We start from the raw sequence: 11,354 nt of genomic DNA, 5'->3' as shown, positions 1-11,354 counted from the left end.
CCTGCGGCGCCCCGGCCAGCAGCAGCGGCACCGCCGCCACCGGCCCGAGCAGCCCCGCCGCGATCAGCGCGGCCGGCATGCCGAGCCAGGCCGCGATGCCGAGCACGAAGGCCGGCGCCATCGCCCCGCCGAGGAAGCCCGCGAAGGTGTGGATCGAGAAGGCGCGCCCGACGCGCTGCTCGGCGATCGAGGCGCCGAGGATGGCGTAGTCCGCCGGGTGATAGACGCTGTTCGCCAGCCCCGCGAGCGCCGCCGCCGCGATCAGCCAGGCATAGGAGCCCGTCAGCCCGAGCAGGATGAAGGACAGCCCGCCCAGCAGCAGCGCCGCCGCCAGCATCCGCCGCGGGCCGAGCCGGTCCACCACGAAGCCCATCGGCGCCTGGGTGAAGAAGGAGACGACGTTCAACACCGTCAGCGCCAGGCCGAGCTCGACATAGGAGACGCCGAGGCTGTCCTTCAGCAACGGGAAGAGCGGCGGGAGGACCAGGATATGCACATGGCTGACGAAATGCGCGCCGCAGATCTGCGCGAGCGTCGTCCTTTCCTGCGGCGTCCAGCCGGCGGCCACTTCAGTGCGCCTCCGCCCAGGAATGGCCGGTGCCGACCTCGACCGAGAGCGGCACGCGCAGCGTCGCGACCGATTCCATGATGTCCTTCACCACGGCGGCGGTGGCCTCGACCTCGTCCTTCGGGACCTCGAACACGAGTTCGTCGTGGACCTGCAGCAGCATGCGCGCCTTCAGCCCGGCCTGCTTCAGCGCGCGCGGCAGGCGGACCATGGCGCGCTTGATGATCTCGGCGGCGCCGCCCTGGAAGGGGGCGTTGATGGCGGCGCGCTCGGCGCCGGCGCGGCGCACCGGGTCCTTGGTCGCGATGTCCGGGATCCAGAGCCTGCGGCCGAAGGGCGTGCGGACATAGCCATGGGTCCGCGCCTCCTCCTTGCAGCGTTCCATCTCCTGCCGGATGCCGGGGTACTGGGCGAAATAGGCGTCGATGATGGTGCGGCCCTCGGCGGGGGGGATGCCGAGGCGCGAGGCCAGCCCGAAGGCCGACATGCCGTAGATGATGCCGAAGTTGATCGTCTTGGCGCGGCGGCGGGCTTCCTTGTCCACCTTGCCTTTTTCCAGGTGGAAGATTTCCGCCGCGGTGCGGGAATGGATGTCCTCGCCGTGCTCGAAGGCCTCGCGCAGGGTCGGCACCTCCGCGAGGTGCGCGAGCAGCCGCAGCTCGATCTGCGAATAGTCGGCGGACATGATGACGTGGCCCGGCTCGGCGACGAAGGCGCGGCGAATGCGCAGGCCTTCCTCGCTGCGGACCGGGATGTTCTGCAGGTTGGGATCGTTGGAGGACAGCCGCCCCGTGCTCGTGCCCGCCATGCCGTAGGAGGTGTGCACGCGCCGGTCCACCGGATCGATCTGCGCCGCCAGCGCCTCGACATAGGTGGATTTCAGCTTCGCGAGTTGCCGCCAGTCCAGCACCCGCGCCGCGAGCTCCACGCCCTGCGCCGCAAGGTCATCGAGCACCGATGCGTCGGTCGAATAGGCCCCGGTCTTGCCCTTGCGGCCGCCAGTGAGCTTCATTTCGTCGAAGAGGATCTCGCCGAGCTGCTTGGGAGAGCCGACGTTGAACTCGCGCCCGGCGAGCCTATGGATCTCCTTTTCCAGCACCGCGAGGCGCTTGGCGAAATCCTCCCCGATGCGGGCGAGCTCGGCGCCGTCCACCTTGATGCCGGCGGCTTCCATGTCGCGCAGCACGCCGACCATGCGGCGCTCGATCTGTTCGTAGAGGGCGAGGGCGCCTTCCTCCCGCAGCCGCGGCTTCAGCAGCAGCCAGAGGCGCAGCGTGACGTCCGCATCTTCGGCCGCATAGGCGGTGGCCTTGTCGAGCGCCACCTGGCCGAAGGGGATGCGCGCCTTGCCGGTGCCCGTCACCTCGTCGAACTTGATCGGCGTGTGGTTGAGGTGGACGACCGAAAGCTCGTCCATCCCATGCCCGCGCCGCCCCGCCTCCATCGCGTAGGAGATCATCATCGTGTCGTCGATCGGCGCGATGGTGGCGAAGCCGCCATTCTCCTCGCGCGCGAAGACCTCGAGGTCGTACTTGGCGTTCTGGAACACCTTCAACACGGTGGCGTCTTCCAGCAGCGGGCGCAGCAGCGCGAAGGCGCGCACCATCTCGATCTGCGCCGGCGCGGGATCGGACAGCATGTCCCCGCCGCCGCCGTGGCGGATCGGCACGTAGCAGGCCTTGCCCGGCGCGGTGGCGATGGAAAAGCCCACCATCTTCGCGCGCCGCGCATCCAGGCTGTCGGTCTCGGTGTCGATGCCGATCACGCCGGCTTCCGTCGCCGCCGCGATCCAACGCGCGAGGTCCTGTTCGGTCGTGACCGCCTCATATTGCCCGAAGGGCACGGAGAGGTCCGGCGCCACCGGCCCCGGCGCCGGCGCGTGGCGGACCGCCTGCGGCGCCCCGCGGCGGGCCGGCTCGTTGCCTTCCCCGAGCTTGCCCATGCGCGCGAGGATCGAACGGAACCCCATCGCGCGCAGGAAATGCTCGAGCTTGTGGTCGCCCGGCGGCTTCGCCGCGAAATCCTCGACCGGCCGGGGCAACGGCGCGTCGGCGTCGAGCGTCACCAGCCGCTTCGAGATGCGCGCCATCTCGGCATTCCCGATCAGCGCCTCGCGCCGCTTGGGCTGCTTGATCTTCGTGGCGTTCGCCAGGAGCGATTCAAGGTCGCCATACTCGTTGATGAGTTGCGCCGCGGTCTTGATCCCGATGCCCGGCACGCCGGGCACGTTGTCGGTGGAATCGCCGGCGAGCGCCTGCACCTCGATCACCTTGTCCGGCGTGACGCCGAACTTCTCCAGCACCTCCGGCTCGCGGATCGGCTTCTGCTTGATCGGGTCGAGAAGTTGCACGCCCGGCCGCACAAGCTGCATCAGGTCCTTGTCGGAGGAGACGATGGTGACCTGGCCGGGACCCTCGGCGAGGTAGGCCTTGGCGTAAGCGGCGATCAGGTCGTCGGCCTCGAAGCCTTCCTGCTGCACCCGCGCGACGCCGAGCGCATCCGTCGCGTCGCGGATCAGGTCGAATTGCGGGATCAGGTCCTCGGGCGGGTCGGGGCGATGCGCCTTGTACTCGGGGTAGAACTCGTTGCGGAAATTCACCCGCGCGGCATCGAAGACCACCGCGATGTGGCTGCCCGCATGGCGCGTGAGGAACTGCGAGAGCATGGTGGTGAAGCCATAGACGGCATTCACCGGCACGCCCTCCGGGTTCGTCATCGGCGGCAGCGCGTGATAGGCGCGGAAGATGTAGCCGGAGCCGTCCACCAGGATCAGATGGCGCTCGCCCGGCTTCACCTCGGGCAGCGCCTCGGATGCGGCAGTCGCCTCCGCCAGCGCGGCGCCCCGCGGCCGGCCGGCCTCGGGGGCGCGTGTGTCGTCAGTGGCCATGGTCCTCGCCTGCGCCCTCGGCGAGGACGTAGGTAATGGAGCAATAGGGGCAAGTGACCTCGCGGTCCTCGATGTGCAGCCAGATGCGCGGATGGCCGAGGCCCGAGGCCGCTTCCCCGTCGCAGGGGACCTTGCGGGAGGTCACCTCGATCCGCTGGTCGGGGGTCAGCCCGGCGACGGGCTTCGGGGCATATCCGGTCATCTGGGGGTCGCGCATGGGGGTCCTCTCGCCAGGGGGCGCACCATAGTCGCGGCGGACGTGGTGGACCAGCCTCGGGGGCGGTATCATCTGGCGGGCGATGATCCGAACAGGGCGCGACGGACGGAAGGAAGGTCGGGGGAGGGTGAACCTCCCCCGAGCCCCCTCCCTTTTTTGTTCCCTGGAGACTGACAGCCGAGGTCAGTTCCCAGGAACCAAGGAAGGGCGGGGGAGCGGGGGAGGTTCCCCTCCCCCGCCCTTCTTCCCCCGCCGGGCCGTCCTGGCCGCCCTCGCCGCCGCCGGCTGCGCCCCCGCGCGCGCACCGATGGGCCCGCCGGTCGCCTCCCCCTCGCTTTTCGGCGATGCCCTGGTCATGGCCGATGGCGCGCGCCTCCCCCTCCATGCCTGGCTGCCCCCCAGCCCGCCCAAGGCCATCGTGGTCGGCCTGCATGGCATGAACGAGCATGCCCGCGCCTTCCTGCAGGACGCCGCCGCCCGGTTCACCAGCGAGGGCGTCGGCCTCTACGGCTACGACCAGCGCGGCTTCGGGGGCGCGCCCAACCGCGGCATCTGGGCCGGCCATGAGGCGATGGCCGCCGACGCCGCCGAGGCCGCCCGCCTGATCCGCGCCCGCCACCCGCGCGTGCCGGTGGTGATGATGGGGGAGAGCATGGGCGGCGCCGTGCTGCTCGTCGCCGGCGCCTCCCGCACGCCACCGCCTGCGGATGGCTACGTGCTGCTGGCCCCTGCCGTGGTCGGGCGGGCGAGCCTCGGCTGGCTCGCGCGCAACATGCTCGATCTCATGGTCTCGGTGGTGCCGATGATGGGCGTCGTGAACAGCGCGCCCGGCTTCCAGCCGACCGACAACATGGAAGCCTGGCAGCGCTGGTCGCGCGACCCGCTGCTGATCCGCAATACGCGGGTGGATGCCATCGCGGGGCTGGTGGACCTGATGGATGCGGCGGTTGCGGCGGCGCCGCGCTTCCGCGCGCCGGCCCTGCTGCTCTACGGCGGGCAGGACAGGCTGGTCCCGGCGGCGCCGACCCGCCGGCTGCTCTCCGCCCTGCCGGACCCCGCCCGGCAGCGCGCCGGCTTCTATCCGGAGGGCTACCACATGCTGCTGCGCGACACGCGCGGGGACCGCGTGGCGCGCGACATCACCGCCTGGTCGATGGACTCGCGCCTCCCGCTGCCCTCGGGTTCCGAGGCCGCGGCGCGGGCCTGGCTTGCGGCGTGACGGAACGCGAGCCGCCCTTCCTCGGCCCTGAAGGCGCGATCACCCTGGCTGCGGCCGCGACCGTCGCGGTGCTGACCGGCGGCCTGGCGCCCCTGGCGGCGACGCTCGCGGTGCTGCGGACGGCCCGGCGGGCGGGGATGGCGCCCGAGGCACCCCCGGGGCGCATCCTCGTGCTCGGCCACCGGCTGCGGGGCAGTGTGCCCTCGCCGGTGTTCGCCGTGCGGCTGAGACGGGCGCTCGTCCTCGCACGTAGTTGCCCGCGGGCGGACCTGGTCGTGCTCGGAGGACGCTCGGCGCCGGGCGCGCCGAGCGAGGCCGAGGCCGGCCGCGACTGGCTGGTCGCGCATGGCCTCGATCCCGTGCGCATCGGCATGGAGACGCATTCCCGCCATACGCTCGAGAACCTGCGCAACCACAGGACGACAGGTCCAGCGTCGGGGCCGGAGGCGCTGGTGACCAGCCGGCTGCACCTGCACCGCACCTTGCTCATGGCGCGCGGCCTCGGTCTCGCCGTCGCGCCGGTGGCAGCGGAGGACGCGTTCCGCCCGGACCTGCCGGCCTTGCTGACGGAAGGCCTCATGGTCCACTGGTACGTGACAGGGCGACTGCTCGCGCGGCTGCTCCGGCGGCGGCGCTGGCTCGCGCGCATCGCTTGACCTGGCGCAACCCGCAGGGCCGGGCGAGGCCGATAGCCTATGCTTCAGGCGACGCCCGATCCCGGGCGCGCGAGGTGGAGGACAAAGGATGCAACGAAGGTCCCTGCTCGGTGCGGCGCCGGTGCTGCTGGCGATTGCCGCGGTCGGACTCTCGGCCTGCACGCGGCCCATCTACAACGTCGAGAGCCGCAGCTTCGTGGACACGGCGACGCCGGAGATCCGCCGCAACCAGATCCTGCGCGCCGGCGCCGGGCTGGGCTGGGAGATGGAGCCGGTGCGCCCCGGCCTGATCCGCGCCACGCTGCGCCTGCGCACCCATGTCGCGGTGACCGAGATCACCTACACCGCCAGCAATTTCTCGATCCGCTACGTGAACAGCACGAACCTGCAATACGACGGCACCAGCATCCACAGGAACTACAACAGCTGGATCGAGAACCTCGAGCGGGCGATCATCCAGCAGCCGCCGGTGTAGCCGGCGGCACCTTCACCAGCCCCTCCGGCCGCAGCCTGTAGCCGAAGCGGTAGGCGACATTCAGCGCATGGTAGGCCGCCTTGAAGGCGAGCACCGGCATCTGCCGGTTGGCGTTGGCATGCACGTCGCCGGCCAGCAGGCTGACCAGGCCTTCCCGCATGCGGAAGCGGTTGCGCGGCTCCATGAACATGTCGCGCAGCACCGGCTTGTTGATGCGGTAGATGAGCCAGGAGAGCGAGCCGATCGCCCGCTTCACCTTGCGTTCGAAGGCGCGCGCCATGCCGGCCGCACGCGCCGGGTCATCGAGCCAGGTGTCGGCGACCTCGGCACCCATCTCGGCACTCGCCATCGCCAGCAGCACGCCGGAGGAGAAGACCGGGTCGAGGAAGGCATAGGCGTCGCCCGCCATCAGCCAGCCGTCGCCGTGCATCACCTTCGATGCATAGGAGTAGTTGCCCGTGGTGGTGACGTCGGAGACCAGTTCCGCCCCTTCGATCCGCCGCGCGACGGAAGGGACCGAGCGCAGCGTTTCGAGGAAGAAGGACTCCACCGCGCCGCGCCGGCGCTTGAAGAAGGCCGGGTTGCTGACGACGCCCACGCTCATGACGTCGTTCTGCAGCGGGATCATCCAGAACCAGCCGTGGTCGAACAGGTGGATGGTGATGTTGCCGTCCTCCTGCTCCCCGAAGGGCGCGACACCGTGGAAATGGCCGTAGATGGCGGCGGTGTTGTTGTGCGGGTTGCGCGCCTTGCTGCCCATGGCGGTGGCGAGCATCGTGTCGCGGCCGGACGCATCGACGACGTAGCGCGCGCGGAAGGCCTGCATCGCGCCGTCCTCGCCGCGCGCCATCACGAGGTGCCCGCCGCGCGCATCCAGCGCGACATCGAGCACGCGCACCCCCTCCCGCGCATCGGCGCCGGCGGCATGGGCGCGGCGGAACAGGATCTCGTCGAACTCGCTGCGCCGCACCTGGTAGGAATAGGTGTAGTCCTGGTTCAACCCCGCCGCGAAGGAGAAGGCGGTGTGCTTGCCGTGCTCGTCCGAGACGAAGCGCGCGCCGGGCTTGTAGACACCGATCGCCGCCATCTCCTCCTGCACGCCGAGGCGCTCGAAGATGCGCAGGTTGAGCGGCAGCAGGCTCTCCCCGATGTGGAAGCGCGGGTGGCGGTCCTTCTCGAGCAGCACGACGTGGCGCCCCTTCTCCGCCAGCAGCGCCGCGGCGGTGGACCCGGCCGGGCCGCCGCCGATGACGAGCACGTCGCATCGGGTCTCGACCGGAATGTCGGCGGAATCGAGCGGCATGGTCCCTAGGTCCCCGCGCATTTCAACGGTAAGGTGATCGCCCATTCCAGCCGCATTCCCGTGACCGATGCAACCGCAGCGGCGGCCGCGAGCCTCGCCGTCGTCATCCCCGCATACCAGGAAGCGGCAACCATCGCATCGGTGGTCGCACGCGTGCGCGCCGCGCTGCCGGAAGCCCCGCTGCTGGTGGTGGACGACGGATCGACCGACGGCACCGCCGCCCTGGCCGCCGCGTCCGGGGCGGAGGTGGTGGCCATGCCGGGCAACCAGGGCAAGGGCGCGGCCCTGCGCCGCGGCATGGCGGAGGCGCTCGCCCGCGGCGCCGCCTTCGTCGCGACCCTGGACGGCGACGGCCAGCATCGGCCGGAGGATCTGCCGCGGCTGCTCGCGCTGGCGCGGCCTGACCGGATCGTGATCGGCTCCCGCCGCCATGCCGCCGGGCAGCCGGCGGCGCGACGGCGGGCCAATCGCTTCGCGGATTTCTGGATCTCCTGGGCGGCCGGGCATGCGGTGGCGGACAGCCAATCAGGCCTGCGCATCTACCCTGCGGCGGCGCTGACGGAACTCGCGCGCTACGACGGCCGCGCCCGCCGCTTCTCCTTCGAGAGCGAGATCCTGATCGACGCCGCGCGCGCCGGCATCACCAGCGTCGCGGCCGACATCCCCGCCCTCTATGGCGGGACGCTGCGCCGCCCGAGTCATTTCCGACCCGTCGCGGACATCGCCCGCATCGTATTGATGGTGGCGGGCAAGCTGCTCGCGCGCGGCATGGACCCCGCGGGGCTGTGGCGAAGCCAGGCCGAGTTGCGCCGGCTGGCGAAGCGCGATCCGTGAGGCGCCGCGCTACGCCATCCCGCCGTTGATCGAAACGGTCTGCCCCGTGATGTAGGCCGCGCGGTCGGAACAGAGGAAGGCGACGAGTTCCGCCACCTCCTCCGGCCGGCCGAGCCGCCGCGCGGGGACCATCTGCCGCACCGCCTCGGGCGGCACGGCGGCGGCGACGGCGGGGCTCTCGATCAGCCCGGGCGCGACCGCGTTCACCGTCACCCCGCGCGGCGCGCATTCCAGTGCGAGCGACCGAACCGCGCCGATCAGCCCCGCCTTGGCGGCGGCGTAGTTCGCCTGGCCGCGGTTCCCCATGATGGCGGACACCGAGGACATCGCCACGATCCGCCCGCGCCGCGTGCCCATCATCGGCAGCAGCAGCGGCCGCGCGACGTGGAAGAAGCCGTCGAGCGAGACGGCGAGCACGCGCCGCCACTGCGCCTCGCTCATGCCCGCCATGGGCACGTCCTCATGCGTGCCGGCATTGTGCACCAGCACCTGGATCGGGCCGTCCTGCAGCAAGGCCTCGCAGGCGATGCGACAGGCGTCGTGGTCGGCGAGGTCGAATGCGATGCTCGTCCCGCCGATCTCATCGGCCAGCGCCGCCGCTCGCTCGGCATGGGCATGGGCGTGGACGATCACCGCATGGCCGTCGCGGGCCAGCGCGCGGCATATCGCGGCACCTATCGGGCTCGCGCCGCCGGTGACGAGGGCGCGGATCATGCCAGCACCACCCTCGCCCGCCCGATCAGCAGGCGGCGCCCCTCGCTCTCGACCGCGAAGCGGTAGATGGTGACGAGGGCGCGCGTCATGCCAGCACCACCGTCGCCCGCCCGCTCAGCAGGCATCGTCCCTCCCCCTCGACCGCGAAGCGGTAGATGAAGCCGCGGCTCTCCCGCGCCATCGCGGTGGCGGAGACGGAAAGCACGCCCGCAACATCATCCAGCCGCGCGGCCGCGATCTCCACGCCCGAGAGCGCCGCGACGAAGCCGCGGCCCTGCGGCGCGCCCTCGGTCAGCGCGCCGTGCAGTGCCATCGCCTGCAGCGCGTATTCGACGCCGCAGACTGCCGGCAGCATGCCGTCCCGCCGCAGCGGATTGGCTGCGTCGCGGTGGCTGGTCGCGGCGCAGGCGATCGCCTCCGCATCGCAGGAGTCCACGCGGTCGAGCAGGCACATCCCGCCCTGGTGGGGAATGAGGCGCGCGATCGCCTCCCGCGTCGCCGGCAGGGCCTTCACGCCGCCACCGTCACCGCCAGGCTCGCATCGTCGAGCATCGGCAGCAGGATCTCCGCCGCGCCGCCGGCCGCAAGGGCGGCGAGCAGCGGCAGGGCGCGCGCCACCGGATTGGCGCCGTGCAGCGCGTCGAGACCTGGCGGGAGCAGCGGCGGCGGCGCGGCCAGGTCGCGCTGTTCCAGGCGCAGCGCGCCGCGCGTCCCTGTCGCGGGCGTCAGCACCATGGCGATCGCGAAGGGCGCGCTGGTCGGCCGCAATGCGTCGAGCGGCGGCGGCAGCGGCACGTCATGCGCCACGAACAGCACGGGCCGGCGGCCGGCCACGACCTGCGCCGCCGCATGCAGCAGCCCCGTGGCGAAGACCCCGTCATGCCCACCCAGGCTGACCGAGGGCCGCGACGATCCCACCGCGATGCCCCAGTACCCCGCCGCCGCGTTGTGCACCGAATTGTGGAACTGCGTCGGGGAGATGGCCCCGTCCGGCGTGTGCAGCGCCTCGAGGATCGAGGTGATCACCTGCCCCTCGCCATTGGAACTGGCGAAGACGGTATCGAGTTCCTCCGGCGGCACGCCGCTGTCCTGCACCGCCTCCGCCGCCACGGCGAGGGCCAGGCGCACCGAGGGGCCGGTGCGGCGGCGCTCGGTGGCCGGCAGCATGGCAGGCGCGGGCGGGGTGAGCGGCGCGGCCTCGTGCGGGACGCGACCGGCCAGCACCGGCGCGGCCTGCACCCAGCCCGCGAGCCCCGGCCCGAGCAGCCCGATCCCGGCGATGCCGACGGCGAGCGTCACGGCAGCCGCCCGATCACCAGCGCGCAGTTGCTGCCGCCGAAGCCGAAGGAATTGGACAGCACCCGGTCCACGCGCGCCGCCCGGTTCGTCACCACGATGCCGGAGGCGAAGGACGGGTCCGCGCGGTCAAGGCCAAGGCAGCCCGGCACCAGCCCAGCCTCGATGCAGACCGTCGAGATCGCCGCCTCCAGCGCGCCCGAGGCGCCCAGCGTGTGGCCCGTCCAGCCCTTGGTGGAGGAACAGGGCACCGCATCGCCGAAGATCCGCGCGAGGGCACGGTCCTCCATCGCGTCGTTCGCGCGCGTGCCGGTGCCGTGCATGTTGACGTAGTCGATCTGCGACGGCGCGAGGCCCGCGCTGTCGAGCGCCGCGCGCATCGCCACCACCGCGCCGAGCCCGTCCGGGTGCGGCGAGGACATATGGTGCCCGTCCGACGAAGCACCGGCACCGAGCAGCCCGAGCGCGCCCGCATCCTCCGGCCCCGCACGTTCCAGCAGGGCGAAGGCGGCGGCCTCCCCGATGCAGATGCCGTCGCGGTCCTCCGCGCAGGGCCGCGTCGGCCCCTTGGCAAGCAGTTCCAGCGAGCCGAAGCCGTGCAGCGTGAGCCGGCAGAGCGTGTCAGCGCCGCCCACCACCGCCGCGTCGGCAACGCCCGCCGCGATCAGCGTCGCCGCGTCGAGGAAAGCCCGCGCGCCCGAGGTGCAGGCGGTCGAGATCGAGATGCAGGCCCCCTTCAACCCGAGCCGCGCGCGCACGTAGCGCGGCAGCGCATGCAGGTCGTGGGTAGAGGCGAAATCGTAGGGCGGCAGCGCGCCGTCCGCGCCACGGCGGGACCAGGCCTGCTCCGTCTCCTCGATGCCGGAGGTGGAGGTGCCGAGCACCACGGCCACGCGCCCGGCGCCATGCCGGGCGACGGCAGCGGCCACCGCCTCCGTGAACCCATCCTGGCGCAGGGCAAGTTCCGCAAGCCGCGTGTTGCGGCAGGCGAAGGCGGCGAACGCCGCGGGCGGTTCGACCGTATCGGCCTCCCGCACGCGCCCGACCCAGACGCCTGGCGGCATGCCGGGCAGGTCGCAGGGCGCGAGGCCGCCGCGGCGCGTCGCCAGCGCCTCGCGCGTCCCCGCCAGCCCGACGCCCATGGCGCTGGTCGCGGTGATCGCCGTGATGCGGAGCGGAGCCATG

12 protein-coding genes are annotated in these 11,354 nt (G+C 72.1%); 4 read left to right on the top strand and 8 right to left on the bottom strand.

The genetic code is table 11. The features are described 5' to 3' along the window. From GXW76_RS13135 to GXW76_RS13125, 3 genes are all read right to left on the bottom strand, one after another. Positions 1-568, bottom strand: a 568-nt coding sequence (locus GXW76_RS13135) for an MFS transporter (protein WP_211862505.1), incomplete at its 3' end; no start/stop codon positions are given. A gap of 1 nt (position 569) precedes the next feature. Continuing rightward, positions 570-3,455 carry a DNA polymerase I gene (gene polA, locus GXW76_RS13130; RefSeq protein ID WP_211862503.1) on the bottom strand — a complete coding sequence of 962 codons (2,886 nt, stop codon included), beginning with the start codon at positions 3,453-3,455 and terminating at the stop codon, positions 570-572. After that, a complete protein-coding gene (locus tag GXW76_RS13125) occupies positions 3,445-3,672 on the bottom strand; it encodes a zinc-finger domain-containing protein (protein WP_211862502.1) in 228 nt (75 codons plus the stop codon). Before GXW76_RS13125 ends, polA begins: the two co-directional genes overlap by 11 nt. Before the next feature lie 307 nt (positions 3,673-3,979). On the opposite strand from GXW76_RS13125, the gene GXW76_RS13120 reads away from it, so the two are divergent. From GXW76_RS13120 to GXW76_RS13110, 3 genes are all read left to right on the top strand, one after another. After that, positions 3,980-4,891 (top strand): alpha/beta fold hydrolase, encoded by a 912-nt coding sequence (locus tag GXW76_RS13120; protein ID WP_211862500.1) that lies wholly within the window; start codon positions 3,980-3,982, stop codon positions 4,889-4,891. Beyond that, on the top strand, positions 4,888-5,547 hold the full coding sequence (locus GXW76_RS13115; RefSeq protein WP_211862498.1) for a YdcF family protein: 660 nt from the start codon (positions 4,888-4,890) through the stop codon (positions 5,545-5,547). Before GXW76_RS13120 ends, GXW76_RS13115 begins: the two co-directional genes overlap by 4 nt. 88 nt (positions 5,548-5,635) lie before the next feature. Further along, positions 5,636-6,022 (top strand): hypothetical protein, encoded by a 387-nt coding sequence (locus GXW76_RS13110; protein WP_211862496.1) that lies wholly within the window; start codon positions 5,636-5,638, stop codon positions 6,020-6,022. Here the strand turns inward: GXW76_RS13110 and GXW76_RS13105 are convergent. Next, the gene (locus GXW76_RS13105) at positions 6,000-7,325 is read right to left on the bottom strand and encodes an NAD(P)/FAD-dependent oxidoreductase (RefSeq protein WP_211862494.1); all 1,326 of its coding nucleotides are present in this window, start codon (positions 7,323-7,325) and stop codon (positions 6,000-6,002) included. The two genes, GXW76_RS13110 and GXW76_RS13105, sit on opposite strands and share 23 nt — an antisense overlap. Positions 7,326-7,385: 60 nt before the next feature. On the opposite strand from GXW76_RS13105, the gene GXW76_RS13100 reads away from it, so the two are divergent. Next, complete coding sequence (locus tag GXW76_RS13100) at positions 7,386-8,159, top strand: glycosyltransferase family 2 protein (protein WP_211862493.1); 774 nt, start codon at positions 7,386-7,388, stop codon at positions 8,157-8,159. A gap of 9 nt (positions 8,160-8,168) precedes the next feature. On the opposite strand, the gene fabG is transcribed toward GXW76_RS13100, so the two are convergent. The 4 genes from fabG to GXW76_RS13080 form a co-directional block, all read right to left on the bottom strand. Continuing rightward, positions 8,169-8,873, bottom strand: a complete 705-nt coding sequence (gene fabG, locus GXW76_RS13095; RefSeq protein WP_211862491.1) for a 3-oxoacyl-ACP reductase FabG — start codon at positions 8,871-8,873, stop codon at positions 8,169-8,171. An 85-nt stretch (positions 8,874-8,958) separates the two neighbouring features. Further along, a complete protein-coding gene (locus GXW76_RS13090; protein WP_211862490.1) occupies positions 8,959-9,387 on the bottom strand; it encodes a phosphotransferase in 429 nt (142 codons plus the stop codon). Then, complete coding sequence (locus GXW76_RS13085; protein WP_211862488.1) at positions 9,384-10,172, bottom strand: beta-ketoacyl synthase chain length factor; 789 nt, start codon at positions 10,170-10,172, stop codon at positions 9,384-9,386. The genes GXW76_RS13090 and GXW76_RS13085 overlap by 4 nt, the downstream gene beginning before the upstream one ends. Beyond that, positions 10,169-11,353: a beta-ketoacyl-ACP synthase gene (locus GXW76_RS13080; RefSeq protein ID WP_211862486.1), complete on the bottom strand. Its 1,185-nt coding sequence runs from the start codon at positions 11,351-11,353 to the stop codon at positions 10,169-10,171. Before GXW76_RS13080 ends, GXW76_RS13085 begins: the two co-directional genes overlap by 4 nt. Position 11,354: the final 1 nt, after the last annotated feature.

This window comes from Neoroseomonas soli (assembly GCF_018129065.1).
Classification (GTDB): Bacteria; Pseudomonadota; Alphaproteobacteria; order Acetobacterales; family Acetobacteraceae; genus Neoroseomonas; species Neoroseomonas soli.
This window is presented reverse-complemented; position numbering and strand designations above follow the sequence as displayed.

Bases quoted from the DNA above. Each gene is read 5' to 3' on its own strand.
- GXW76_RS13120 (WP_211862500.1), top strand. From the start codon at position 3,980: ATGGGCCCGCCGGTCGCCTCCCCCTCGCTTTTCGGCGATGCCCTGGTC.
- GXW76_RS13125 (WP_211862502.1), bottom strand. From the start codon at position 3,672: ATGCGCGACCCCCAGATGACCGGATATGCCCCGAAGCCCGTCGCCGGG.
- GXW76_RS13080 (WP_211862486.1), bottom strand. From the start codon at position 11,353: ATGGCTCCGCTCCGCATCACGGCGATCACCGCGACCAGCGCCATGGGC.
- GXW76_RS13105 (WP_211862494.1), bottom strand. From the start codon at position 7,325: ATGCCGCTCGATTCCGCCGACATTCCGGTCGAGACCCGATGCGACGTG.
- GXW76_RS13110 (WP_211862496.1), top strand. From the start codon at position 5,636: ATGCAACGAAGGTCCCTGCTCGGTGCGGCGCCGGTGCTGCTGGCGATT.
- fabG (WP_211862491.1), bottom strand. From the start codon at position 8,873: ATGATCCGCGCCCTCGTCACCGGCGGCGCGAGCCCGATAGGTGCCGCG.
- polA (WP_211862503.1), bottom strand. From the start codon at position 3,455: ATGGCCACTGACGACACACGCGCCCCCGAGGCCGGCCGGCCGCGGGGC.